Source organism: Synechococcus sp. WH 7805 (genome assembly GCF_000153285.1).
Lineage (GTDB): Bacteria > Cyanobacteriota > Cyanobacteriia > PCC-6307 > Cyanobiaceae > Synechococcus_C.
Genome location: NZ_CH724168.1, coordinates 972,033 through 996,728, shown reverse-complemented (window position 1 = coordinate 996,728; position 24,696 = coordinate 972,033). Strand labels below are relative to the sequence as shown.

Genomic DNA, 24,696 nt, shown 5'->3' with positions numbered 1-24,696 from the left:
GCTGGACTACGCTGCCCGTTGGTCAGGTGGTTGTTGATTGGCTTTGTCATCACAAAGTTATTGCAGCAGTCTCTTCCTTGACCATTTCCCGACTTCCCTTGCGAGGGCTAGTCATACCAGCAGTTCTAGGTTCATTCTTCGATGGCAGGCAAGCCGGGCATGTTCTTCCAGGACATCATCTCCACCCTTAACCGTTTCTGGTCTGAGCAGGGATGTCTGTTGCTCCAGCCCTATGACACCGAGAAGGGGGCTGGAACCATGAGTCCCCATACGGTGCTGCGTGCCATTGGACCCGAGCCCTGGGCTGTGGCCTATCCAGAGCCCTGTCGCCGGCCCACCGATGGACGCTACGGCGATAACCCCAATCGAGCCCAGCACTATTTCCAATACCAGGTGCTGATCAAGCCATCCCCTGACGGCATTCAGGAGATCTACCTTGCCTCCCTCGACGCTCTCGGCATCAAGGCGGCTGATCACGACATCCGCTTTGTGGAGGACAATTGGGAGTCCCCCACCCTCGGTGCCTGGGGTGTGGGCTGGGAAGTGTGGCTGGATGGCATGGAGGTGACGCAGTTCACCTATTTCCAACAGTGCGGTGGGCTGGATTGCAAGCCTGTTTCGATTGAAATCACTTATGGACTGGAGCGTCTGGCGATGTATCTCCAGGATGTGGAGAGCATCTGGGATCTGCGCTGGAATGAATCGCGCAGTTACGGCGACATCTGGCTTCCTTTCGAGAAGGGTCAGTGTCATTTCAACTTTGAGGCTTCCAATTCAGAGCGCCTGAAGCAGCTGTTCGCGATCTATGAAGCCGAGGCCACGGATTTGATCGCCCAGAACCTGCCCGCTCCGGCCTTGGATTTTGTGCTCAAGTGCTCGCACACCTTCAATCTTCTGGAGGCCCGTGGCGTGATCTCAGTGACCGAGCGCACGGCCACCATCGGCCGGATCCGCACGCTGGCCCGCAAGGTGGCAGAAGCCTGGCTGGCTGAGCGAGAGGCGCTCGGATTTCCCTTGCTGGAGTCCAGTGCGGCAGCTGCAGCGGTCTGATCCGCTTGCGTCCAACCGTGGAATCCTCGGTGCATCTCTGATACGGGTGCGCCATGAATTCGGCCCTGGCCACGGCGTTGCTTTTGCTGCTGGGAGCTTTGGGAGCCGCGCTGTCCCAGACCTGGCACCACTGGTGCACGTTGCTGGTGGTGCTGGGTCTCGGTCTTGCCGTTCTGCGTCGATGGCTGCGGCTTTCTGGGCAATCGCTGGGCCTGATTACCCTTTTGCTGACGCTCGTGATCGCCCGCTGCGGTCTGGCCGCTGAGCCGCGCCCCCATCCCCTGGATCCCAGTCACCGGATTCCGATGAGGGGCCCGGCTGAGGTGGTGACCCTGCAGGGGCGGCTGCTGAGCGATGGTCAGGTCCGCAATGGGCGTTGCCGGGCTCTTGTGGAGGTGAACCATCTCGATGGTGAGCGGCGCAGGGGGCGCATGGAACTCACTGTCGATCCTTGTCAGGAGCCTTTGCGTCTGGGCGATTGGATTGAAGCGTCCGGGCCGCTGCGCCGGCCTCGGCCTGCCGCCCACCCTTTGCTTCGTGGCGGAGCGGAGCGGTTGGTCGCCCGAGGCAGTTGGAGTCAGATCCGCACTGAATCCATCCGGGTTTTGCGCCATTCCTGGACGCCGTTGGCCGATGGCCGCCGGCGCATTGCGGAGACCTTCACTGAGGCAGCCGGACCATCGTGCGGTGGTTTACTGGCTGCCCTCGTGCTCGGCAGTGCACAGGTGAATTTATTGGCGGATCTGCGTGAGGCCTTCCGGGTGGCGGGCTTATCCCATGCGCTGGCTGCATCGGGTTTTCATCTTTCCGTGCTGCTTGGCACCACCCTGGCCGGCACCCGTTCACTTCCGTCTGCGCTGCGCCTCGTGGCTGCAGGAAGCGCCATGGCGTTGTTTCTTGCGCTGACTGGCGCCCAGCCTTCGGTGGTGCGGGCCGTGCTGATGGGAGCAGCGGCTCTGTTGATTCGCGAAAGGGGCCAGCGCAGTCGCCCTCTCGGCGTGCTGGTGTTCACCCTGCTGCTGATGCTTCTCCTCCATCCATCCTGGGCCCGTTCAGTCGGATTTCAACTCAGCGCTGCAGCAACCGCTGGTTTGGTGTTGTCGGCCGCCCCCCTGGAACAGTGGCTCTGCACCCATGGCCTGAGGTGGCTACGCCCTCTCGCCCCTGCCCTGTCCGTTCCCCTGGCTGCCCTGGCCTGGACCCTGCCGTTGCAGTTGCTCCACTTCGGCTCGGCCCCCCTTTACGCCCTTGTCAGCAATCTGCTTGCGGCTCCGTTGCTCGCTCCGCTCACCCTGTCGGCGATGGCGTTGGCCCTGCTTGTGCTGGTGCTGCCGGGAACTTTCACCACCTTCGTTCTGCCCTGGTTGATCTGGCCCATTCAGCAGCTGGCAGGTCTGCTGATCGCCCTTGTGTACTGGATCAGTGGCTGGCCTTGGGCCCAGCTGCTCACCGGCCGTCCCCAACCGCTGGTAGTGCTCTTGCTTGCCCTCGCCTTGATCCCCTGGTGGTTACCCACGCTTCGCCGTTGGCGTTGCCATGCCGCTCCCCTGGCCTTGTTGGCCGTGGTGGTGCAGGGGTGGGTGCAGTTCAGTGATGACCTGATCAGGGTTGAACAGTGGGGACGCCATTGGCTGGTGCTGCGGCATCGCGGTCGTGCGGCTCTGTTGAGCAGCCATGGTGATGGCCTGAGTTGCCATGTGGCCAGGCAACTGGGAGAGGGGCTTGGCCATGCCCGTTTCGATTGGGTGGCGGTGATGGATCCTGTGGCCATGGACCAGTCCGGGTGTTGGAGTTCCCTGGCTCATACCGTTGTGGCGGAACACCAGGGGCAGTTGCCCCTGCGTTCTGGGCAGACGTTGAGGAGTGCAGGCCTCGGTCTGCGCGTGGCCGGTGTCAGAGGTCGTCACTTGCAGGTGCAGGTGGGACAGCGGTTGTTTCCCTTGCGTCGCAGGGATTTGTCACATCACGCGGGGAGGTTGCCTCGGTGGGGCGTAGGGCATAGCACTAAAGTGACCGAGCGCACGACTGCGCAGGGAGAGGTGGCAGAGTCCGGTTGATTGCGCACGACTCGAAATCGTGTAGGGGTCACACCCTCGTGGGTTCGAATCCCACCCTCTCCGTTCGGAGTAAGTTCTGAAAGGTCTTAGATCGTCCCAAACCCACTGCGGTGAGGGACTTTTTTAGTGCTTGGTCGTCTTGCTTCGTCCCATGAGAAACCAGGGTGTCCTGAAAAAGTGTTGGGGGAAATGTTGGGGAAAAAAGGGGGTGTGTTGGGGGAAAATATCTGTGTTGGGGGAATCCTGAAATGTCTCTCTCTGACTCACAGGTCCGTGCTCTAAAGGCAGGAGATAAGAGACAGAAGCAAAGGTGTGGCAGTTCGTCTGGGTTGTATGTGGTGGTCGAACCCACCAGTAAGGGGGGTGGCAAGTCCTTCATCGGCATCAGTCGGTTCCCACCACGCAGTCCCAAGAACGGGGGGAAGTGGATTGAGTTCCGCATCGGTCCTTATGGCAAAGGTCCTGGCAAGTGGTCTCTGAAGGAAGCATCTGACGAGTGGGACCTGATCAAGACCTGGAGCAAGGAGAACGGCAAGGACCCCAGGGAGAAGAAGAAGAAGGAGCAGGCAGAACTGGTCCAGAAGACGACCTCTCCGACCTTGGAGCAGGCATGTCAGTCCTATTTGGACGAATGGACCTCAGTCAGAGAGGAGGGCAAAACCGAATACAGGAACCTCATCTGGAATCAGATCCTTCCTCAGTTCGGAGCAGACACACCTGTTGAGCACTTGTCCTGGGACTACGAACACCCAGGTGGAAGAACCTCACGGGAACTCATCACGGACTATCTGGGCAGAGTCAGGAGAAGAGCACCCTCATCAGCAAGGAAGCAGACCTTCATCCTCAAGGGGGTCTTTGAGAATGCGATCCGTAAGGGGTGGGTCAAGAGGGACCAGAACCCTGCGGTCTCCATCACCAGTCCCAAGGACAAGAAGGCAGAGAGCAAGGTCAAGCACCACCCCTATCTCTTCATTGAGCAACTTCCTGGGTTCTGGGAGGTCTTTGACCGCAATGAACCCAATGGGCAGATCTCGACCCGTGGTGCGTGTCTTCTCACCTTCATGTGTGGTCTGAGGGTCGGTGCGATCTCAGGCATGAAGTGGGAGGAGGTCGATTTGGAGGAGGACATGTGGAGGGTTCCTGCGACTCGCATGAAGACCTGGGACGAGGGGGAGAAGAACCACCTGGTCCCACTGACCGCACCCATGAAGGACCTCCTCAAGGAAATGGAGAAGGTGAATGGGGACACCGAGTTCGTCTTTGCGTCTCCACGCACTCAGTCCAGGCACATCAACCCCTCCTCCATCAACAACCACTTCATCGACCTCGGATACAAGGGGGACTTTGTGGGTCATGGAGTGCGGACGACGATCCTTACTTATGGGCAGAAGAAACTGGGGTTCTCATCGGACATCATCCAACTCCAGATCGGTCATAAGGTTAAAGACAAGATTCGGGGGATATATGACAGGCATGACTTCATTGAGGAGAGAAAATCTTTTCTTATTCAGTGGTGCGACCTCATGCTGTCCCTCGGCATGAAGGTCTGACGATTTAGAGGGTGATTTGAGTTAGTCGGATTCCCTGAGACCAACTGGGACAACTGGAAGGTCAAGGGTCAAAGTGGCACAAGGAGAACGGTCGGGTCGGGTTCCCGGGATTATACTATTTGTATCGAAACAAAGGGAGCACTTCCCCTCCTCGATACAAATCAAATAAACACCTACCCGAAAGGGTCTTTATTGCCAGACATCCCCACCCTGGTTCCTCTGTCTAACAAGACAAAAAGCAAATAACCCGACTTCTTTGTCCTTTGCTTTTTGCCCTAATGCTCACTTCTACTCAGTTTATTCGTCTCCCTCAAGTTAAAGAGATTACTTCTCTTTCTAAATCTTCCATTTATCGACTTATGGAAGTCGGAGATTTCCCGAAGCAAGTTGCTTTGGGTGCTCGATCTGTTGTCTGGGTTAAGTCCCAGATCGAAGATTGGTGTGCTGAAAAGGTTGCTACTGCTCTCGGTTGAGCATTTACCTCCTAGACGAATCCCGACCGTCTTTAAACCCAACGTGAAAACGCACGGGATAACTCCATATCTACTTTTTTTCATTATGACTACTCTTGCAAAACCGACCCTTAAGACTCTGCGCCAACCTCAACTTTTGTCGGACTTCGGACCAACAATTTGGGAGACCCATTCATTGGTTGATAGCGACGGAGATTTCTTGGACGATATGGATTATGATCGAGAGGACGTAATTAAAGATATCCAAGACATGTTGGGTTATTCAGACGACCAGATTAAACGCATGAGAAATTTGGACTTTATCCAACTTGTTAAAGGTTGCGCGGGCGTCCAAATTATTTTTTATCGCGGTCATACTTTAGAGGACGAACGTCTTATCGAGGAGATTGAACCTGCCCTTGAATCGGCAGCAGCATTGCATTGCTGGGACTATTGAACTTGATTGCCTGTCCCCCTGGGATCCCAAAAATCCCAGGGGATTTTTTTGAGAAAATAGATTCTTTATTTCTCTTGGATTTGGTTGCCTCTGAAGGTTAAAGGGACCCAGGCAGAATATTCCTATCCTCTTTTCTTTTTGTTGGAATAGGTCTCTTGAATCAGTTCTGCTACTAAGTCCTCAGGAGACATTCTCCATTTCTTGCCAATGTCCTTGAGCATTGAGTAATGGACATCATCAATTTTTATTTGCTTCATTTTCAACCCTTGTATTTGTATGTACCTTCATGGATAAACCTCTTAGTGCTCAGAACATTCGTAGTTGTCTGTATGCGTCTCTAACCAGACTCTTATGAAGTTGTGATCGGTTAAAACCAAAGTGCTCCATTAACTCATATTCCATTCCTATCACCTTCTTTGCTTCTTGTCTTTGATAGGAGATAGTAAAAGTATCTTGCTTAGTTGGTGTTTTAATGGTCATGGTTTAGGTAGTAGATTCAGTATGGACAATAATGAGGAAAAGTGTTATTCTTATAGAAGGGTCTCTTAGGTATACAAGACACCTATATTTTAAATAACATTCTTTCTTATATTTATACCTTTTGGACTATTGGAAGTGCTTTGTTTTGACCCTTGTGGGTCTCTAAGTTCTCTAAGAGTCCAAAATCTCATACCCACTCTATCTATAAGAGTTTGGGTATTAAGTACAGATAAATGTAAGCAATTGGTAACAATAGGAGTAATTTTTATGGGATACAAGTTTAGAACAGATCTACACATCGAGTATCCATTCTTTGTGGAAATGTCTCGCAAACTGAATGGAGTAAAACGAAGAGACAACTTTAACGGGAAGGAGACATTCAGGTGTGTCTGCCCCAGGTGCGGGAAGCACAAAGCAGTTATGGGATATGCCAGATCAGGTGACACCTTCATCCTTGCTTGTCCCGTTGATGGTTGTGACTTGGGGGGTATGACACTCCACGACCTCATCAAGAGGTATGGGGGAGAGTCCATGTTTAATAGGTGGAGGAAAGCAAGGTGGAAGACCACTTACACAGAGGACTGGTTGCCCATCAAGTACCGCAAGGGGGATTGAGGCGTTGATTCAGGGATAGAGAAGATCCACCAGGTTCCCGTCCTCATCAATGATTCGGTGCTGCTTCCCCGTCTGCTCTGCTCTCTTCTGGGCACTTCTAGAGGCAGAGGGGAGGTGATGAACCGTCTGATACTGCTGCCATCCACCGAATTGGTTTCTGACTTGTACGCGGTACTTAGGTGCTGCCATGGCGGGAACGGAAAGAAGGAGCAGGGTCAGAAGGAGGAGTTGTTTCATTGCTTGTTCTCAAGTGCTTCGCGTAATCCATGGAACATGTCTCGTATCTGCTGCTGTCCTTCGACTGCTTCGGCAGGACATAACTTCGCCCATCGCATAAAGGGATTCCCAGCAACGGTCTGGAACTTTGGTTCTCCTGCTGATGGTCCCTCCCGATAGAACACGTCCTGTTCCCACGAATTGGTGCGGTTAGGGTTCTTGCTGGTGGCAAACCTCTCCCCAGAGCAGTTGGCAAACAACCAAAGGTCCTGGACTGGGGGACCTGCTCTTCCCGAAGCGGGTTCATCAACGCAGGTGACTGGCGTGGATTTCCAGTCGCATTTCTGAACCCAGGTGCGTTGTCTGACCTTGACCCTTAACCACCCATCAGGCATTCGCTGTGGAAGCGACAACTGCTCTGTCTCTACGCGGCACCCAGTGCCACACCCAAAGACAGGAAGGACATGGTCCTGAGGTACTGAGATGACGTGAGGGTTGCTTAGGACCAGGGAGAGCAGGAGCGGATTCATCTGCCCAAACCCTTGAGTTCTTCCAATAGAACTCGGTTCAGTCGGTCATCGCATCCAACGACCATCTGGGGATAAATCGTTCCCTGTCGGTATGGGGCATAAGCAGCAGCACAGACCTCCTGTGTTGCTGCTTTCCACTTCTCCAAGGTCGCTTGGGGCAGTTGTTCCTTGAGTGCCTGGTTGGACTCCTCCCAATTTTGGGAGGCACAGAACCTCATTTCAATGGTGTTCTCTCCAGGGCATTGGATCTCAGGTTCCCTTGCTTGCACCTGCACCAGTGGGAAGAACAGCAGGAGGAGCAGTGCTCTCATTGCTCTTCCATAACTTTCTTCACCACGGCATCCTTCACCCTGTCCTGAAAGGTCTTGCCGTCTTGCTCAGGAGCAATCGCATTTGCAGTTGATCTCAGCAGGTCTGCGGTGATTTGTCTTGCTTCTGGGTTGGTGAAGAGTAGGAACCCCAGTCCAACTCCGACAAGGATTTTCAGCACGACACCGCCTCCTGTTCAGCAATGATCCGACGGATCGTTGAAAGCGCCAGTCCTGTCTGCTCGCGAATGGAGCGATAGGAGCACCCTTCGTCCCTGAGTCGCAGCACCAGGCGTTCCTTTGCCTGATTGGTCTTCGGGCGACCTCCCAAGTTCCCGCCTGTTGATCTGCGGTGCTGAATGCTCTCCAGGGTTCGCTCTTGGATCAGTGAGCGTTCCACTTCCGCCAAACCAGAAAGCAGACCAATAAGGACGGGGGCGAACTTCCCTAGTCCTTTGGTGTTGACCAATCCATCCAGCGTTCGGACATGGATCCCTTGCTCCTGCAGTTGGTGCAGACGGGAAACCACTTCCACTTGAGTTCTGCCGAGGCGATCCAACTTCGCCACCACCAGTTCATCGCCTTTAACTACGGCATTCAGTGCTGCCTGTAGTTGAGGTCGGTCTTTCTCTTTGACCCTCGTGCTGATGGTCTCCTCAAAGACGACCGCACAACCTGCTTCCTTCAACGCTGCAACTTGAGCGTCTGTCTTCTGGGATGCCGTGGAACAGCGGGCATATCCAACGCTGCGGGCAGTCATCGTTCCAAAAAGGGCGTTAGCGAAACTATAGCAACCGAACACCCTTATTGGAACGCCCTGATTCCAGTGCCTATTGATTTTGTTGGTGTTATCGCAACCGTTCGGTTGTTGGAACACCTTCCAGTCCATGCGTCTTCGGCAATGACTGCTGAGATCCCTCAACTGGGGGAGGCGTACTTGCCTAGATGGATCCAAAATCGGGGGAGGTAGAAGACCTCCGTGACGGACTCGGCGAATAACCCTCTTGCCCAAGGTGCAGATCAGGCACCTGCTGGTTTGGATGACCTGCTGGCATCTGTCATCTCAGGCGAAGACGAGCAACCCAAAAAGCGAGGGCGCAAGAAGAAGGTCGCTGCTGCTGAACCCGAACCAACCTTCCAGATCGGTCAGAAACTGACTCTCTCCCAACTGGAGTCGTTCCTCTGGAAGAGCGCAGACATCCTGCGGGGAAGCATGGATGCCTCGGAATTCAAGGACTACATCTTCGGGATGCTGTTCCTGAAGCGTCTGTCCGATGCCTTTGAGGAAGCAAGAGAAGGGGTGATCGCCTACTACCTGGGCAAGGGAAAATCCCAGTCAGAGGCGGAAGACCTGGCAGATGACCAGGACGAATATGACAAGACCTTCTATGTGCCTGAGAAGGCGAGGTGGCAGAACCTCAAGGACCTCAAACACGACATCGGTGCCGAACTGAACAAGGCGACCGAAGCGATTGAAGAGCACAACAGAACTCTGGAAGGGGTGCTGGTGTCCATTGACTTCAACATCAAGAACAAACTCAACGACCGCAAACTCAGGGACCTGCTCTCCCACTACTCCACCTTCAGGTTGAGGAACGAGGACTTTGAGCGGGACGACCTGCTGGGTGCTGCCTACGAGTACCTGATCAAGATGTTTGCCGACTCAGCAGGCAAAAAGGGCGGGGAGTTCTACACGCCCAATGAGGTAGTCAAACTCCTGGTGGCACTGCTGAAACCTCATGCAGGGATGAGGGTTTATGACCCCACCTGCGGATCAGGCGGCATGTTGATCCAGACCAGGAACTACCTGGCAAGTCACGGCGAGAACCCAGCGAACCTGCAGTTGTTCGGGCAGGAGATGAACCTGAGCACCTGGGCGATCTGCAAGTTGAACATGTTCCTGCACGGCGTCATCAGTGCCGACATCAGGAAGGGCGACACCCTTGGTGACCCGCAGCATGTGGAGAACGGAGAGATCAATCGTTTTGATCGGGTGATCGCTAACCCTCCGTTCTCACTGAAGAACTGGGGGCGGGACCTCGCTGAGAACGACGGGTATGGGCGCTACCGCTATGGGGTGCCTCCTAAGGATGCTGGCGACCTGGCATTCGTTCAGCACATGATCTCGTCGCTGAACCAAGAGGGAGTCATGGGTGTCGTCGTGCCCCATGGCGTCCTGTTCCGAGGCGGACAAGAAGGCGAGATCAGGAAGGGGATCTTGGAAGACGACCTGATTGAGGCAGTGATCGGTCTGCCATCAGGGTTGTTCTACGGAACGGGTATCCCCGCAGCACTCCTGATCCTCAACAAGACCAAGAGCGTTGAGCGAAAGGGCAAGGTGCTCTTCATCAATGCCGAACTGGACTACCAGGAGGGAAAGAACCAGAACATCCTTAGGGATGAGGACATTGAGAAGGTCGTTGGATGCTTTGACTCGTACAACGACATCAAGCGGTTCTCAAGGGTGGTGCCGATTGAGGAGATCCGAGAGAACGATCACAACCTCAATATCCGCCGCTATGCAGATACCTCACCACCACCAGAACCTTTTGATGTGAGAGGGATCCTTCATGGAGGAATTCCGATCAAGGAAACCCAGGACGAGTACATCCAGGAAATCCTTGCTGGGTTTGATGTCAGTGCCGTTCTGGTTCAGAAAGACGCCGAGTACCTGAGGTTCAAGGATGAAATCAAGGAGAAGTCCCAGATTCGCCAGCATCTTGGCAATGCATCTGATGCCGTGATTCAGCAGGTTGAGCGGTGGTGGGAGAAGTACGGCGTCTCACTCGCTCAGATTGATGCTGAGGTCAAAGAAGCAGAAGAGGTGATGCATGGATTCCTGAAGGAGTTGGGATATGAGTGAGTCCTGGTCCAAATTGAGAGTTGGTGATTTTTGCAATCTCTCTGCTGGTGGAACACCAGACACCAATAACCCCGATTACTGGGAGGGGGGAGATATCCCTTGGATGTCATCTGGAGAAGTACACGATCAACGCATAAGGCGTACTAGATCGCACATTACCGAGAGGGGTTTACAAGATTCAAGCGCAAAATTCTTCCCAATAGGTTCCGTACTGGTCGCCCTTGCAGGACAAGGCAAAACGAGAGGCAAAGTTGCCATAAGCGAAATTGAATTGACTACAAATCAGTCAATAGCGGCAATCATTGCAGATAAAGGAGTTTGCGAACCGGATTTTCTTTTTTACAATCTTGACTCTAGATATGAAGAACTTAGGACCTTGTCGGGAGGCAGCGGAAGGGCAGGTCTGAATTTATCCATTCTTTCCGATGTGGAGATTTCACTCCCCCCACTCCCCGAGCAGAAGAAAATCGCCGAGATACTCTCAGGTGTTGACAAACAGATCTATGCCTTAGAAAACAAGATCTCTAAACTTATTTCTACTAAGACGGAGATCTTCAGAGATCTATTTTCCTGCTTTGACGAATTAGGCGGGAATGGAGTTTGCAAGAAGGAAAGTGATACAAAAATCATGCCTCTGGAATCTGTATGTGAAGCAGTTATTGACTGCAAAAACCGAACTCCTCCTTACACGGAAAGCGGGCATCCTGTTGTTAGAACTCCCAATGTAAGAAACGGGAAATTAGTTAGGAATGATCTGAAATATACAGATATCTCCTCTTACGAGATATGGACAGCACGATCGGTACCAAGACCCATGGATGTGCTCTTTACCCGTGAAGCACCACTAGGCGAAGTATGTCTTGTCCCAGAAAACTTCAAGTGTTGCTTGGGTCAAAGAATGATGCTTTTTAGGGCAGACAAGTCATTGATAGATCCTCGGTATCTCCTTTTCTCGCTCATGTCACCCTTTGTTCAAGACCAACTCCTAAAAAGCAAGGGCGGGACCACGGTTGGGCATGCAAGGGTTGCGGATGTAAGAGATCTCCTCATTCCTATTGTCCCTAAAGAAAAACAACTGCGCATCGCATCTGTCTTTTCTTCCATAGAGACATTCCTTGAAGGGGTGACGAGGAAGAAAGAGAAACTAGAGATTCAGAAAAGTGCCCTCGCATCTGATCTGCTCTCAGGTCGCAAGAGGGTGAGCGTCTAATGGCAGGAGATGAGCGCCAACTCGTAGAAGCACCTGCCCTTGAGCAACTCAAGGGTCTTGGGTGGCAACACCTTGATGGCACAACGCTTCATCCAGAGCAGACAGATAAACGCTCATCTCCCAAGGATGTGCTCCTCACGCCCAACCTTGAGCAAGCGATCCAACGCATCAACCCATGGATTAGCGAAGACAACCTTCGCAAGGTCGTTCGTGAAGTCACCCTGATCCAGACCTCCACCCTGATGGAGGCAAACCAATGGTTCTGGGAACGCCTCACCCAATACTTCAGCGTTGATCAGGACCTGGGCAGTGGTCGTCGGGGTCAGACGCTGAAACTCATTGACTTTGACCATCCAGAGAACAACGAGTTCCTCTGCGTTGATCAGTTCAAGGTCCAGGGTCCAAACCAGAACATCATTCCCGACATCACGCTCTTCGTGAATGGGATGCCGTTGGGCGTCATTGAGTGCAAGTCGCCCTTCGTGACTGATCCCATGGCAGAGGGGATCAACCAACTCCGTCGCTACGCCAACCTCCGCAACCCAGGTGATTCAGAGGGGTGCGAAAAACTCTTCCACTACAACCAAGTGATGATCTCCACCCATCGGGATGGAGCACGGGTCGGAACGATCTCCTCGCCTGTTGAGTATTACCTGGAGTGGAAGGATCCCTACCCACTTGAGAGCAAAGACCTTGGCGAGTCACCAACTGCTCAGCAACTGCTGATCCAGGGACTGCTTACACCCAAGAACTTCCTGGACATCGTTCAGAACTTCACCATCTACGAACCCGACAGCGGTCGCCTGATCAAGAAGATCGCCCGCTACCAGCAGTTCAGGGCAGTTCAGAAAACGATTGAGCGCCTCAAAGCACCAGGCGATCGCAAGCGCAAAGGTGGCGTCATCTGGCACACCCAGGGTTCAGGCAAGTCCCTGACGATGGTCTTCCTCACTCAGAAGATCCGTCGGGATCCTCTGCTGAGGGACTACAAACTCGTCTTCCTCACGGACCGCACCCAGTTAGACGAGCAACTGACGGCGACCTTCCGCAGGGCACAGGGCGAGTCAGTGCTCAATGCCAAGTCAGTCGGTCATCTCAAGGAACTGCTGGCAAAGGACGCCTCTGATCTAGTTACCGCCACCATCCAGAAACTTCAGGAGGACGAGGACTTCGGGTTTGCCTGCCTCAACGACTCAGATCGCATCATCGTTTTGGCAGATGAGGCACACCGCACTCAGTACGGAACCCTTGGCAGTGGCATCAACGCTGCACTGCCCAATGCCCCGAAGATCGCCTTCACAGGCACCCCGCTGATCGCCAACCAGAAGACCGCTGGCGAGTTTGGTTCCTACATAGACACCTACACGATTGAGCAGGCGGTGGCAGATGGTGCCACCACGCAGATCCTTTACGAGGGCAGAGAGGCAGAGACCAAGGTCACGGGCGACTCCTTGGACGCTCTCTTTGATCGCTATTTCCAGGACAAGTCCCCCGAGGAAAAAGAGGCGATCAAGAAGAAGTACGGCACCGAGCGAGCAGTCCTTGAGGCACCCCAACGCATTGAGTGGGTCGCACTGGATCTGGTGGAGCACTACCGCAAGACGATCCTCCCCAATGGGTTCAAGGCAATGGTTGTCACTGCCAGCAGAGAAGCAGCAGTCACCTACAAGGAAAAACTGGATGCCATCCCAAACGCTCCTGAATCAGCGGTGATCATCTCGGGAGACCACAACGACAAGCAGCGCATCGCCAAATGGACCAACCCTGCAGACCACAAGGCAGCAGTTGAGAACTTCAAAAAACCAATCAGCGAACATCCCCTCTCAATCCTGATCGTCAAAGACATGCTCCTGACGGGGTTTGATGCCCCCATCTGTCAGGTCATGTACCTGGACCGCAAACTCACCGACCACACCCTGCTGCAGGCAATCGCCAGGGTGAATCGGACAAAAGCGAACAAATTCAGCGGGTACATCGTTGATTACTTCGGATTGACCGACTATCTCGCTGAGGCGTTGGAGGTCTTCTCCAACACCGATGTCCAAGGTGCCCTCAAGAACCTCAAGGACGAGATCCCCAAACTTCAAGCAGCACACACCAGGGTCAAACAGCACCTCAAGGGAGTTGACCTTCAGGACATTGATGCCTGCATCGCCGCCCTGGCAGACGAACTCAAGCGTCAGCAGTTTGAGGCGGACTTCAGGACCTTTGCCAAACAGGTCGAGATCGTCCTGCCTGACGCTGCTGCCAACCCCTTCCTTGCTGATCTCAAGTCACTGGGCAAGGTCGTCATCGGATGCCGCAATCGCTATCGGGACGAGCAGTTGGACATCGTTGGGTGCGGTGAAAAGGTCCGGGACCTGATTGAGGAGCATGTCCGTGCCACGGGAGTTGATCCCCGTGTTCCTCCCACCAAACTTTTTGACGTGGAGTTTGAGCAGGTCCTTGCTGCTCAAACCAATGACAGGGCAAAAGCGTCAGAGGTGGAGAACGCCATCAAGGCGCACATCAAGGTCAAGTTGGACGAAGACCCCGAGTATTACCAGTCCCTCTCGCTGCGCCTCCAGGAGATCATCCAGAAGTGTGAGAACCGCTGGGAAGAGTTGGTTCAGCAACTGCTGCTGTTCCGTGACGGCATGGAGCAGGAGAAGACCCAGCAGGACACAGACCTTGGTCTCTCAGATGAGGAGGGTGCCTTCTATCGGGTGCTGATGAAGGAGGTCACAGAGGCAGTCGGCGATGGAGCGATGGATGAGGAAACCCATCAGCAAGTACTGGACCTAACGAAGGAGTTGGTCGCCGAGTTCCAGGAAGCAACGCAGATCGTGGGGTTCTTCCAGAAGGACGACGAGATGAGAACCATCAAGCGCCAGATCAAGCGCTCCATCCTTGATCGCCCCTTTGGGACCAGAGAACTCGTTGCTGAGGTCACTGATCGCTTTATGGACCTCGCCAAGGTCAGGTTCAAATGAACGCCATCCCTGAGGAGGTGCTGGGTCTGAAGGTTGAGGTGGTTCGTTCCCCGAGACGAACTGCTGCTCTCCATATCGTTGGCAGCGACCTCCAGGTGCGTGTCCCTGAGGATCTTGGCGATGAGCGGGTGGCAGCAATCCTTCAGCAGAAGCGCCCTTGGATCGTCAGCAAGGTCGCTGAACTCAAGCGAATGCCACCCCAGAAGACCAAGGAACTGGTCAGTGGCGAGTCATTCCCGTACCTGGGTCGTAATTACCGCTTGAAGGTGCAGGACGGGCATCAGGTTGGCGTATGCCTTACGGGGGGATACCTCCAGGCAACTGTTCGCCCCACTGAGCAGGGAGAGCAGCGCCAGCAGCGAATCCAGCAGTATCTGGACTCTTGGTACAAGTCCCGAGCACTGGAGCGACTCACAGACAAGACAAACCGCTATGCCGAGCAGATCGGCGTGTCGCCTTCAGGGATCAGCGTTCGCAACTTCAAGTCCCGCTGGGGGTCGTGCGATTCCCGAGGTCAGTTGCTCTTCAACTGGAACATCATCAAGGCACCTCATGCCGTCGCTGACTATGTGGTGGTCCATGAGTTGTGCCATCTGGTCCATCCCAATCACTCCAGGGACTTTTGGGCGTTGGTAGGGCGGTTTGATGCGGAGTTTCAGGAGCACAGAGATTGGTTGAAACGCATGGGAAGGTCTTTGCTCTGATGTTTCTGTTGAAAGAACCCGCTTGGGGCGCTTCTGCGGAGGTTTGAAGCAGTAGTTCCGCTCATGCCCTGGTCTTCTGACCCGCCTTAGAACAGGGATGAGGTCAGAGACCGCTGAAGCAGTAAAACCAGGTCTCAACGACCTTTAGGGGGGGCATCCCGCGCCCCCCTTCTTATTGCTTACGGGCAACCGAACCAGGAGCGGTCCTCACGACTTCTCCTGACGGTTCTCCCACTCCTCATCGCCAGAGACCAGGAGGAAGGTGATGGGGCGTCAGAACGAGAGGACGGGACCTCTGAGGTGTGGGCACCTCGGGGGTCTTTTTTTGAGGTCCCATCAGTTGTGTGGGGTCCTGACGCAGAACCCTGAAATCGTCCCGACCCGAAATCGTTTCGGTCCTGATCCGTCGTGGGAAGGGTTGTACTGGGTCGTTCTGAGTGGTTCCAGGAGGTCCCATCAGAAGTGTTGGGGGAAATGTTGGGGGAATCTCTGTCTCAGGTGGAGAGTTCGTCCCATGTGGTCTCCAGTAGTCCTATTTAGACCTCAACTGAAAGAACACCCTCTCCGTTCTGAATAAGTCCTAGCAGGTCTTCAAAAGCGTAACTTTCCTTGTGGCAGTGGCGCTATCAGCGTTTTTGGGGTCTTAAGTCGTCCCAGAAAATCTCACTAGATGCTGCTTTTGTGTTGTGAGGAGTGTTGTGAGGTAATAGGGTCGTGTTGTGAGGAAAAATGCGTGTTGTGAGGAGCGGTAAGAAAGCACTGACAGACAGCGAAGTCAGAGCACTCACGCCAGGTCCTAGACGGGTTGTTCATTCCCTTGGGAACTCTCTGTTTCTAGTCGTGGAAGGCGTCAAAAAAGGGGGCAGCAAGCGATTCGTTGGTCGATATCGCTTCCCACCAGGACGAGACGGAAAGCAAAAGGAACTGGCGCTAGGCACCTATGGCAAAGGTGCTCGGAACCTCACCCTCAAACAAGCGAAGGACCTCTGGGAGAAAGAGCGTGTCTGGATGTTGGAGAACCCAGGCGAGGACCCCAATGACCGAAAGAAGAAGGAGCGCCTGGTGCTGCGCTTAAGAGAAGAGGGTTGCTCCTATCGCTCCATTAGGGAACAGACAGGGTTGGCGCTCTCAACGATTCGTCGGATCATTGCCGAACAGGAGGCAGTGTCGTGCTGAAAATCCTCATTGGAGTTGGACTGGGGTTCCTCCTCTTCAGTAACCAAGAAGCAAGGCAGATCACCGCAGACCTCCTGAGGGCGACTGCCAATGCAATTGCTCCAGAACAAGACGGCAAGACCTTTCAGAACAGGTTGAAGGATGTCGTGGTGGAGAAAGTCATGGAGGGCGATTAAGAGATGGCAGGAGACCAGTTCCGCGTCCAAGAACTGAATCCCTTTATGGAATGGCACCTCCCAACCAACCTCTTCCAAGTGTTCCGCTGTCAGGAACAGGAGAACCGTCGGGAGAGGTAGTGGGCACCTATCAGGGTTCGGTTGCCCGTAAGCAATAAAAAAGGCGGCAGGGAATGCCGCCACTGAAGGGGACTAATGCGTCGAAAGTGCTGGCGGCACTGCCGATCTCAGCAGTTCAGGGTCATGCCCCAGCGCCACCCGCAAGCAGACCCAACGGACCAAAGGCAAGCAACCCACCGATGGCAAGGAAGGCAACTGCTGCCGCCTTGCTGACCGATGTGGGCAGTTTCTTCTGCAGCAGGTAGGTGCCACCACACACCAGCACTGAACTCAGCAGAGCACCGCTCCACCAGATCAGGGTGCTGCTGTCCTTGGGTGCCTCCAGTCCATGGAGCATGGCGTGAATAGCGATCCCTCCTGCGACCACCACCCCGCTGATGGTGGTGAGGTTGGAGGTCTTGGCGACTTTGCCCGCTACCAGGATCAACGCACCTACCGCTGAGATCGCCAGTGCTGCCAGCACTTCCGCAGAGGTGACGGTGAATCCTGTGAATCCCAAAACAGCACCGATTACTGCCCCGCCCAGTGCCCACAGCAGCAGTTGGGAGGAGATGAAGGACGCAGCAGTGCCAACTGCCATCAGCATTAGCAGGTGATCTAACCCCAGCAGTGGGTGGGTCAGACCGCTAAGAGCACCACCACCAGCAGTGCCATGAGCAAGAGCGGGATGGGTGCCAAGGACCACAGTGGATCCAGCGGTCAGGGCAACCAGGGGGAAAAGGGAACGTTTCATGGAATACCTCGGTCCTCGCCGAGAACGAATGGGATTGGACGGCGAGTGTTCTGACTGAGGGGCGAACCCCATCACAGTTGCGGGACAGCGGCGGACTTGGGGACTCCCTCACCGCACTTTCCTCGTTTTGCCAACCTCTTAGGAGGTGGATCCGTCATACCCACGTATAACTTTTCTACCGCCCCTTGCCGACTGCCAATGCGATTGCCCCTGAGCAAGACGGCAAGACCTTTCAGGACAGGGTGAAGGACGCAGTGGTGGAGACAGTTGTGGAGGGCGACTAAGGGATGGCAGGAGACCAGTTCCGCGTCCAAGAACTGAATCCCTTCATGGAATGGCACCTCCACGCCTCAGCGCCGTCGTTAGAGGTCGCCTCAAAAGAAGCGAACAGGATCGCCAGGATGATTGGTAGGAAGACCCGAGTCCTGGGCGAGGACGGAGAAGTCCTCCATGAGGTGGATCCACCAAAATCAAGTCCTTGACGGACGACTGATGAGGTTTCTGCTTCTACCTCTATTGCTCTTGCCCCTTACCGCTCCAGCACTCGCTCAGATGAAGTTCGTCCTCCAATACCAGGATCAGTCGGCAAATGGCATCGCTACCAGGAGAAGCACAACGAGGGCGATGCTACAGGACTGCCAAGGCGCGAGCAAAGCGACAGGGAAGCGTTTCAGGATCGTTGATGGGGATGGTCGCTTGATCGACTTGTGACCCTGTAGGTCTGGTCGTCCCACAAGGTTCCAGGCAGTCCCGAACTTGTGTTGTGAGGGGTGTTGTGAGGAGCGCCTCGACGAGTCCGTTGTTAGGTCTCAAGGGCAGTGGTGACAGGGGTCTGAGACCTCTAATCAACAAGCACCCTCTCCGTTTCAATGCTCAACAAGGTTCGCAAATGTGCCGGATTGACTCCGATGCTTTGATTGAGCAGGGCTGTGACATTAACTACGCCTGAATAATTTCGATCATTTATTGATTTAGTTGGGTTTTCTGCTCTTGTTCAGAAGCACTTGTTCTCCATTGCCAGGGTCAGATAAGTTGGTTGCATCAGGGGTTAAGGCATAGAGACGTTGTGTCGACGTCATTTCCTGCAATCAATCAGCTCGTTCTTTTGACAACTAACCGACGCGAGGTTGACGCTGTAGTCATGAATTCAAGACGATCATTTCAGGGCTAGGAGCCATTGCACCCTTCGTCGTCTTGACTAAGTTCATCATTTTTTCGCTAGATACTGAAGACAAAGTAGATTCCCGAATGTTTCACCTCTGGCTAAGGTGCTGACATTCGTGCAAAACAAAATGCAAAATCTTTGGTTGCAAGGATGTCAACAAAAGCTTACGATTAGGTGAATATCGCGGTTCTGCGTATGGCTGTCGAAAAGTCCTATTACGATCACGCTAATCCAGATCTTCTTAGCCGAATCCCGACAAATTCTTTGACTGTCTTAGAGGTTGGCTGTGGTGGCGGGGCACTTGGTCATGCTTATAAGATGATTAATCCATCAGCTCAATATCTTGGAATTGAGCTGATGGAAACACCGGCAAAACTTGCGAAAGAGAGACTCGATCAAGTGTGGTGTATTGATATTGAAGATATGAAAATTCAGTTTGAGCTTCCAGAGAAGTATCCTTCAATCGATGCTCTTATTTATGGAGATGTTCTAGAGCGTCTGAAAGATCCACAAAAAATACTTCGAGAGCACGTGTCCTGGCTGAGTCCTGATGGTGTCGTGGTTGCATCTATTCCCAACGTGCAGCATTGGAGTGTGATCTACAATCTGATACAAGGAAATTGGCCACAAGATGACACAGGGATTTTCAACAAAACTCATTTGCGCTGGTTCACACGAAACAGCATTGTTGAACTGTTTGCTAGTTTAGAGCTGAAGATAACTTCACTTCAGCCGAGATTTTTAAATCTAGAGCAGGCAAAAAATTTCGCGAAAATTTTGGAGCCATGTCTAGAAAAGATGGGCCAGACTCCCCAAAAGTTTTTAGAAGGTTCAGCTCCTCTGCAGTATATTGTTACGGCAACAAAAAAGTTGATCAAGCCAGTATACATAAGTGGATTAATGTTAAAACCTCAAGCAGGAATGAACGAGGTGAGAATGATTCAACCATTAAAAAGTGTCGCTAGCTTTCCCGGGGTAAACATAGAATTAAGCAGTACGGGTCTTCAGTTAAGATCACTGGATCCTAGCGTGCCAAAAATAATGATTTGGCAAAGGCAGACATTAACCTATGAGAGCTCTTTGACGCAGCTTAAAAAAATAATCAAAGCTGGTTATATCTTGATTAGTGAGTTTGACGATGATCCGGATCATTTTCAGAGCATAATTGACAACAAGTATTTAAGTTTCCGGGCAGTGCATGCTGTTCAGGTGAGTACAGATAGTCTTTCATCCTCGATGAAAAAGTATAACCCTGAAGTGAAAATATTTAAGAATTGCCTGGACTTTTTGCCAGCATCAAAGCTTGATAAATGGATAGTTAAGTCTTCAAATTCAAGGCTAAGGGTATTCTTTGGTGCTTTAAATCGTGAGGCTGACTGGGAGGCATGGCTGCCCTGCATCAATGACTTGCTGCTTGAACATGAAGATCTTTTTGAATTCGAAGTTGTACATGATAAAAAGTTCTTTCATTCTCTTATGACCAACAATAAACGCTTTACGCCAATCTGTGACTATGCGAAATACAGACAACTCTTAAGTGATAGTCACGTTGCACTTATGCCTCTTAGGGATACTAAGTTCAATAAAATGAAATCAGATCTGAAGTTTGTCGAGGCCTCAGGGTACGAAGTTGCATCCATTGCGAGTCCAACAGTCTATGCCGAAGTGATCGAGCCAGGTTTTAACGGTGAAATAGCAGTGGATGGTAAACGAGTTGCCGAGATCTTGAAGTTGTGGGGAGAGTGTCCAGATTTGGCAAAAGCATGTGCAAGCAATGCAAGAAACTGGATTCGTTCTAATCGTCTTCAATCTCAGCAGTCTGTCGCTAGGCTTGATTGGTATAAGGATTTATACCAGAGAAGAGATGAGTTGACAAAAGCACTTCTTCAACGTGTCCCAGAACTAAGCCTAGAGTGAAGGATTACAGCAATTTCATTGTTAATTAAACTCGTTTATTCGTGATTGGTTTTCTCTCTCCTTGAAGGCGTCTCTTGGTCGCAAGCTTATTGCTTCTGTGAGTGATGATTTCTTTCCATTTTTGAATGTGTATTGATTATGTCGCAGACTCGCGCGATTGCGTAGATGCATTCAGATCAGTGATCCAAAATATTTCCTGTGCAGCTAATGTGAATGGAAATGTCTTCGACAAGAGTGCTGAAGAGAATTGATAATGCTTGAGCATGATAGTATCGCAATTAGTGCTGTAATTTTTCATGAGGGGTCAATCAAAAGTTCTTGCATGGTTTCAAAAGCTTATTTCTAAACTTTTCAAGTCTGCTCTAGGGGGTGCCGTGAACTCGGGCCGAAAAATCGGTGGCTTGGTTAAATATTTTCCGACAGCGATGGAAGTAGTGAACGATAATCAGCAGCATTTTTGTGATTTTAAGTCGTTTTGTTTGATTATCGGCAATTCTCGAAGTGGTTCGACAATCCTTGGCTCAATTGTGGATGCGCATCCGAATGCCATTATCGCCAATGAAACCATGGCGTCTCAAGTCTTCTGGAGAGGACTTAGTAAGAGTGACATTCTTGGGGAGATCATTGAGAATTCTTCTGCTAACTTTCAGTCTGGGCGTCAGTCTGAAGAGTATCAATATCAAATTGGTGCGGCACCTGGTTCAAAGTCTGCTGTCAGTGTTTATGGTGACAAGATATGGAATCCAGCAACATTGCTGCTGCATGGAGACTATGACCTGATTTCTGGTTTGGAGAGAACATTAGAAGCGAAAGTTGTTTTAATTGCCTCAATCCGTAATCCTTTTGATACGATTGCCACGATGCATAAACGCAGCAAAGCACCAATTGAAGATCGCATTCGATGGTTTTTCATGCACTGTGATGCCTTGGCTGCTATAGAAGCAAAAAAGACGAAATCGAGCTTTTTAATCAGTTACCATGAGCAATTAATTGATTGCCCAGATGAGGAGATCTCGCGGATTTTGCGCGCTCTGATGCTTCCCTTGGACCATCAGCATCTTAAAAATGTTGATCGGCTTCTTTACAGACGGCCGAGTAACAGTAGGTCGTCGATTGAGTGGACCATGGCTGAAGTTGATGAAATCTTGGAGCGCATGCAGCGCTTCCCCTTCCTGTCCATCTATGAGAATCACACTCCATGAGGACAAGTTTTTTACGATTGCTCATCAATGTGCTTGAGCCATTATTGTGGTTTTTGGCTTGGTGACGTATGTCAATTGCCTTCGAAAATTCTAACGTTGAGTTGTCCGGTAATTAATTGAGTTCTTCCCGGATTCCAATTTGAGTCGGTCGGGAAGTGGCGAGAGCATCTGGCCGGCGACGTTTGTTATCGCTATGAATGCAGCGAACTTAATGATACCGTTTGATGATTGTTAGTATCCGTATTTTTGATGTCAAGGTTATGAGTATTGTGGGAATGCATTGTCTTGAAGATTAGGGAGTCCACTGCACATCGGTGATTCACAGCTTTGCTCTCCAAGAGGCGAACGATCACCGCCTTGACATCCCATGAGAAGTATCCTTGTTGAAGGTTCCAGAATGGTTTTGAGCCTCTGGTAACTCTTGAGCCTGTCAAGAATCCGGTGTGATGTCTGCTTCCACTTCTCCTGAATCGTCTTGGCGTCCAGTGCCTGATCAGGAGTGGAACAGCAGAACAAGCCCCACGCTGACCTGGTGAAATTCTCTTTCTTCGCGACTGAGGTCCAGTCCGACTTCCAATCCCTCTTTCAACGCATCTTCAAAAGGGGGCGTCAGAGGCTGAACGTTGGATTGCCAGACCGCGGCGATGCCCACAGGTGTGGCATGCCATCGAAAGTGGCCGGTTTCCCCGATTGAGGGCTCCTCGAGGGACTCCTCGAGCAGGCTGTTGAGAGAAGTGCTGGTCATTGGCATGACCCAAGCTTCGGGACGGGACGCGCAGTCGGCAATTTCCTGAGAAACTTCGTGATGAAGCTGTCGCGCTGTGAGACGCCTTGATGCTGGTAAAGCGTTGCAGCATTCGCTCTGTGCCGTTGCAGTTACTGGCACTTCAGCGCTGACGGATCGCCTGCACTACGGTTGATTGGGATGAGACACAGGGGACAGGGATTGCTCAGCGCATCAGGGCGATCTGTCTTGAAGTCTTCGGCCTCAGGGCTCAGGCGTCGCGCATCGCGACGGCATCTTCAGCTGATTGCCGCTCCTCCCTCAAGCCTGACGGCGCTTACCCTCGTTCGCCGGCAAAGCCGAGTCGGGCGAACCATCAAGCGCAGTGGTGATGTTTTGTTTTCACTGGCTGTTCTCACGTTGGGTGCCCCGCTGTTCGGATTGTTGGCAGCACTCGTGAAACTCAGCTCTCCTGGGCCTGTGTTTTACGTGCAGAAACGTGTTGGTCGGGGATACCGGCGCTTCGGCTGCATCAAATTCCGCACCATGCGGGCTGATGCGGACTCCGTGTTGGCTCAGGTGTTGGAGCGATCGCCAGCCATGCGTGCTGAATTTGAGCGTGATTTCAAGCTGCGGGACGATCCGCGGATTACTCCGATTGGTCGTTTCCTCAGGCGATCAAGTCTTGATGAACTTCCACAGTTTCTCAATGTGTTGCGTGGAGAGATGAGCGTGGTGGGTCCTAGGCCGATTGTGGACAAGGAAATTGAGCGCTACTCCGACTACATGGATGAGGTGCTGGCCGTTCGCCCAGGATTGACTGGGCTTTGGCAAGTGAGTGGTCGCAATAATCTCAGCTACGCCAAAAGGGTTCGATTGGACCTGGCCTATGCCAGAGGCCGTTCATTCCGGCTTGATTTCGCCATCATCCTGCGCACGTTTGGAGTTCTTCTGCTGCCGATGGACCGGGGGGCTTATTGATCCTTCTCCGTTCAGTCATTGCTGCGTGAGCAGGCTCAGTCCCCCCGCTGCAACCAGCCACCCCCATTGAAGTCGTGCCGACAGGCTCAGGATGGTTCTTACTCCGTGCGGGTTGGCTTCATTCCCTCCAGCCTTAAGGAGTGGTTTTGTGATCCAGGTGTCTCCATAACGGTTTCTGCCTCCCAACTGAACCCCGGCGCAATGGGCGTAGATCGCTTCAGACCGTCCCGCATTGGGTGAAGGATCCAGAGCTCCATCTCGTTCTGCTGCCAGCACTAGAGCAAGCCATAATCGCCAGCTGCGGCTGATCAGCGGCAGTGTCAACATCACCAGCCGGCATGGCACCCAGGTGAGGGCATCGTCCAAACGGGCGCCTGCTGTTCCTAACCAGCGCAACCTCCCGCGTTTGTAGCCCAGCATTGAGTCAAGGGTGCTGCTGGCCTTGAATCCCCAGGCCAGTGCGAGAGGGCCAGGACTTTGGAGCAAGCCTGCGCTCCATAGAACAACGCCAACGAGCATCCAGAACAAGGGCGCGAAAACGCCATCAACGGCATTTTCACTGGCTGTTTCCGCAGCTGCTCGCAGAATTTCCTCGCGGCTCAGCTGCTTCGTATCGCGGCCCACAATCCAGCTGAGACGTTCTCGTGCAAGGGACGGCTCTTCATCGTCCTTGGCTGGGAGGGCTTTGACGACGGCCATGACACCATCGTGGAGGCTGCGTGCTGCAAGAGCACTCGCTAGCGCCACAACCAGGAGCAGACCAGCGGCCCACCGCCAATGTCCGCTGGACTGCAGCCAAAGGCGCTCAATCAGCCAACCAGCGGCAACGCTGGTTAAAACCAGCACAGAGGTGATCAGATAACCGCTCAACCGGAGTTCCCTGGGACGGTCTCCTGCCCAGTGTTCCATCTGTTGCCTGAGACGTTCGATGCCCAGGCCCATCCCAACAACGGGATGGGGAGACCAGAGGGGATCGCCGATCAACCAGTCGAGACCGGCAGCGGCGATCACCAGGACAACGGGCTGAATGGTCCTGAG

General features: G+C 52.8%; 21 protein-coding genes, 1 tRNA gene and 1 riboswitch. Of the genes, 15 read left to right on the top strand and 7 right to left on the bottom strand.

Annotation, left to right across the window (positions count from 1 at the left end; all coding sequences use genetic code 11):
- Nucleotides 1-159: 159 nt before the first annotated feature.
- The 6 genes from glyQ to WH7805_RS05320 all read left to right on the top strand — a co-directional run bounded on the left by glyQ (nt 160) and on the right by WH7805_RS05320 (nt 5,566).
- On the top strand, nt 160-1,050 hold the full coding sequence (gene glyQ, locus WH7805_RS05360) for a glycine--tRNA ligase subunit alpha (protein ID WP_006041990.1): 891 nt from the start codon (nt 160-162) through the stop codon (nt 1,048-1,050).
- 53 nt (nt 1,051-1,103) lie between these two features.
- Entirely contained in the window at nt 1,104-3,107 is a 2,004-nt protein-coding gene (locus WH7805_RS13820) for a ComEC/Rec2 family competence protein (protein ID WP_006041989.1), read from the top strand.
- Nucleotides 3,084-3,170, top strand: a tRNA-Ser gene (locus tag WH7805_RS05335). Before WH7805_RS13820 ends, WH7805_RS05335 begins: the two co-directional genes overlap by 24 nt.
- 185 nt (nt 3,171-3,355) lie before the next feature.
- On the top strand, nt 3,356-4,657 hold the full coding sequence (locus WH7805_RS05330) for a site-specific integrase (RefSeq protein ID WP_006041988.1): 1,302 nt from the start codon (nt 3,356-3,358) through the stop codon (nt 4,655-4,657).
- Between the two features lie 278 nt (nt 4,658-4,935).
- Nucleotides 4,936-5,130, top strand: a complete 195-nt coding sequence (locus WH7805_RS13815) for an AlpA family transcriptional regulator (protein WP_006041987.1) — start codon at nt 4,936-4,938, stop codon at nt 5,128-5,130.
- 85 nt (nt 5,131-5,215) lie between these two features.
- Nucleotides 5,216-5,566, top strand: coding sequence for a hypothetical protein (locus WH7805_RS05320; protein WP_038004446.1), 351 nt, complete (start codon nt 5,216-5,218; stop codon nt 5,564-5,566).
- A gap of 1,104 nt (nt 5,567-6,670) precedes the next feature.
- Here the strand turns inward: WH7805_RS05320 and WH7805_RS05310 are convergent.
- From WH7805_RS05310 to WH7805_RS05290, 4 genes are all read right to left on the bottom strand, one after another.
- A complete protein-coding gene (locus tag WH7805_RS05310; RefSeq protein WP_006041983.1) occupies nt 6,671-6,898 on the bottom strand; it encodes a hypothetical protein in 228 nt (75 codons plus the stop codon).
- 505 nt (nt 6,899-7,403) lie between these two features.
- The gene (locus WH7805_RS05300) at nt 7,404-7,718 is read right to left on the bottom strand and encodes a lysozyme inhibitor LprI family protein (RefSeq protein ID WP_006041981.1); all 315 of its coding nucleotides are present in this window, start codon (nt 7,716-7,718) and stop codon (nt 7,404-7,406) included.
- The gene (locus WH7805_RS05295) at nt 7,715-7,897 is read right to left on the bottom strand and encodes a hypothetical protein (RefSeq protein WP_006041980.1); all 183 of its coding nucleotides are present in this window, start codon (nt 7,895-7,897) and stop codon (nt 7,715-7,717) included. Before WH7805_RS05295 ends, WH7805_RS05300 begins: the two co-directional genes overlap by 4 nt.
- The gene (locus WH7805_RS05290) at nt 7,891-8,475 is read right to left on the bottom strand and encodes a recombinase family protein (RefSeq protein WP_006041979.1); all 585 of its coding nucleotides are present in this window, start codon (nt 8,473-8,475) and stop codon (nt 7,891-7,893) included. The genes WH7805_RS05295 and WH7805_RS05290 overlap by 7 nt, the downstream gene beginning before the upstream one ends.
- 219 nt (nt 8,476-8,694) lie before the next feature.
- On the opposite strand from WH7805_RS05290, the gene WH7805_RS05285 reads away from it, so the two are divergent.
- The 6 genes from WH7805_RS05285 (at nt 8,695) to WH7805_RS05260 (ending at nt 16,816) form a co-directional block, all read left to right on the top strand.
- Nucleotides 8,695-10,578 (top strand): type I restriction-modification system subunit M, encoded by a 1,884-nt coding sequence (locus WH7805_RS05285; protein WP_006041978.1) that lies wholly within the window; start codon nt 8,695-8,697, stop codon nt 10,576-10,578.
- On the top strand, nt 10,571-11,788 hold the full coding sequence (locus tag WH7805_RS13810) for a restriction endonuclease subunit S (RefSeq protein WP_006041977.1): 1,218 nt from the start codon (nt 10,571-10,573) through the stop codon (nt 11,786-11,788). The genes WH7805_RS05285 and WH7805_RS13810 overlap by 8 nt, the downstream gene beginning before the upstream one ends.
- Entirely contained in the window at nt 11,788-14,760 is a 2,973-nt protein-coding gene (locus WH7805_RS05275) for a type I restriction endonuclease subunit R (RefSeq protein WP_006041976.1), read from the top strand. The genes WH7805_RS13810 and WH7805_RS05275 overlap by 1 nt, the downstream gene beginning before the upstream one ends.
- The gene (locus tag WH7805_RS05270; RefSeq protein WP_006041975.1) at nt 14,757-15,464 is read left to right on the top strand and encodes a M48 family metallopeptidase; all 708 of its coding nucleotides are present in this window, start codon (nt 14,757-14,759) and stop codon (nt 15,462-15,464) included. The genes WH7805_RS05275 and WH7805_RS05270 overlap by 4 nt, the downstream gene beginning before the upstream one ends.
- Before the next feature lie 729 nt (nt 15,465-16,193).
- Nucleotides 16,194-16,640 carry an Arm DNA-binding domain-containing protein gene (locus WH7805_RS14945; protein WP_071933684.1) on the top strand — a complete coding sequence of 149 codons (447 nt, stop codon included), beginning with the start codon at nt 16,194-16,196 and terminating at the stop codon, nt 16,638-16,640.
- The gene (locus WH7805_RS05260; RefSeq protein ID WP_006041973.1) at nt 16,634-16,816 is read left to right on the top strand and encodes a hypothetical protein; all 183 of its coding nucleotides are present in this window, start codon (nt 16,634-16,636) and stop codon (nt 16,814-16,816) included. Before WH7805_RS14945 ends, WH7805_RS05260 begins: the two co-directional genes overlap by 7 nt.
- A gap of 241 nt (nt 16,817-17,057) precedes the next feature.
- On the opposite strand, the gene WH7805_RS05255 is transcribed toward WH7805_RS05260, so the two are convergent.
- On the bottom strand, nt 17,058-17,669 hold the full coding sequence (locus WH7805_RS05255) for a HupE/UreJ family protein (protein WP_006041971.1): 612 nt from the start codon (nt 17,667-17,669) through the stop codon (nt 17,058-17,060).
- Between the two features lie 22 nt (nt 17,670-17,691).
- A riboswitch (cobalamin riboswitch) is annotated at nt 17,692-17,840 on the bottom strand.
- 1,189 nt (nt 17,841-19,029) lie between these two features.
- Here WH7805_RS05255 and WH7805_RS05245 point away from each other — a divergent pair.
- Together WH7805_RS05245 and WH7805_RS05240 are read left to right on the top strand one after the other, a co-directional pair.
- Nucleotides 19,030-20,751, top strand: coding sequence for a methyltransferase domain-containing protein (locus tag WH7805_RS05245; protein WP_006041968.1), 1,722 nt, complete (start codon nt 19,030-19,032; stop codon nt 20,749-20,751).
- 374 nt (nt 20,752-21,125) lie between these two features.
- On the top strand, nt 21,126-21,953 hold the full coding sequence (locus WH7805_RS05240) for a sulfotransferase (RefSeq protein ID WP_232198957.1): 828 nt from the start codon (nt 21,126-21,128) through the stop codon (nt 21,951-21,953).
- Nucleotides 21,954-22,446: 493 nt separating this feature from the next.
- Here the strand turns inward: WH7805_RS05240 and WH7805_RS05235 are convergent, their stop codons facing one another.
- Nucleotides 22,447-22,704, bottom strand: coding sequence for a hypothetical protein (locus WH7805_RS05235; RefSeq protein WP_038004440.1), 258 nt, complete (start codon nt 22,702-22,704; stop codon nt 22,447-22,449).
- A gap of 195 nt (nt 22,705-22,899) precedes the next feature.
- Here WH7805_RS05235 and WH7805_RS05230 point away from each other — a divergent pair, with 195 nt between their 5' ends.
- Entirely contained in the window at nt 22,900-23,658 is a 759-nt protein-coding gene (locus WH7805_RS05230; RefSeq protein WP_006041965.1) for a sugar transferase, read from the top strand.
- A gap of 15 nt (nt 23,659-23,673) precedes the next feature.
- Here WH7805_RS05230 and cbiB read toward each other — a convergent pair whose 3' ends face one another.
- A complete protein-coding gene (gene cbiB, locus WH7805_RS05225; protein WP_156783621.1) occupies nt 23,674-24,687 on the bottom strand; it encodes an adenosylcobinamide-phosphate synthase CbiB in 1,014 nt (337 codons plus the stop codon).
- Between the last annotated feature and the right edge of the window lie 9 nt (nt 24,688-24,696).

Bases quoted from the DNA above. Each gene is read 5' to 3' on its own strand.
- WH7805_RS05270 (WP_006041975.1), top strand. From the start codon at position 14,757: ATGAACGCCATCCCTGAGGAGGTGCTGGGTCTGAAGGTTGAGGTGGTT.
- WH7805_RS05255 (WP_006041971.1), bottom strand. From the start codon at position 17,669: ATGAAACGTTCCCTTTTCCCCCTGGTTGCCCTGACCGCTGGATCCACT.
- WH7805_RS05235 (WP_038004440.1), bottom strand. From the start codon at position 22,704: ATGCCAATGACCAGCACTTCTCTCAACAGCCTGCTCGAGGAGTCCCTC.
- WH7805_RS13810 (WP_006041977.1), top strand. From the start codon at position 10,571: ATGAGTGAGTCCTGGTCCAAATTGAGAGTTGGTGATTTTTGCAATCTC.
- WH7805_RS05290 (WP_006041979.1), bottom strand. From the start codon at position 8,475: ATGACTGCCCGCAGCGTTGGATATGCCCGCTGTTCCACGGCATCCCAG.
- WH7805_RS05300 (WP_006041981.1), bottom strand. From the start codon at position 7,718: ATGAGAGCACTGCTCCTCCTGCTGTTCTTCCCACTGGTGCAGGTGCAA.
- WH7805_RS05275 (WP_006041976.1), top strand. From the start codon at position 11,788: ATGGCAGGAGATGAGCGCCAACTCGTAGAAGCACCTGCCCTTGAGCAA.
- WH7805_RS05320 (WP_038004446.1), top strand. From the start codon at position 5,216: ATGACTACTCTTGCAAAACCGACCCTTAAGACTCTGCGCCAACCTCAA.
- WH7805_RS05245 (WP_006041968.1), top strand. From the start codon at position 19,030: ATGGCTGTCGAAAAGTCCTATTACGATCACGCTAATCCAGATCTTCTT.
- WH7805_RS05330 (WP_006041988.1), top strand. From the start codon at position 3,356: ATGTCTCTCTCTGACTCACAGGTCCGTGCTCTAAAGGCAGGAGATAAG.
- WH7805_RS13820 (WP_006041989.1), top strand. From the start codon at position 1,104: ATGAATTCGGCCCTGGCCACGGCGTTGCTTTTGCTGCTGGGAGCTTTG.
- WH7805_RS13815 (WP_006041987.1), top strand. From the start codon at position 4,936: ATGCTCACTTCTACTCAGTTTATTCGTCTCCCTCAAGTTAAAGAGATT.
- glyQ (WP_006041990.1), top strand. From the start codon at position 160: ATGTTCTTCCAGGACATCATCTCCACCCTTAACCGTTTCTGGTCTGAG.
- WH7805_RS14945 (WP_071933684.1), top strand. From the start codon at position 16,194: ATGCGTGTTGTGAGGAGCGGTAAGAAAGCACTGACAGACAGCGAAGTC.
- WH7805_RS05310 (WP_006041983.1), bottom strand. From the start codon at position 6,898: ATGAAACAACTCCTCCTTCTGACCCTGCTCCTTCTTTCCGTTCCCGCC.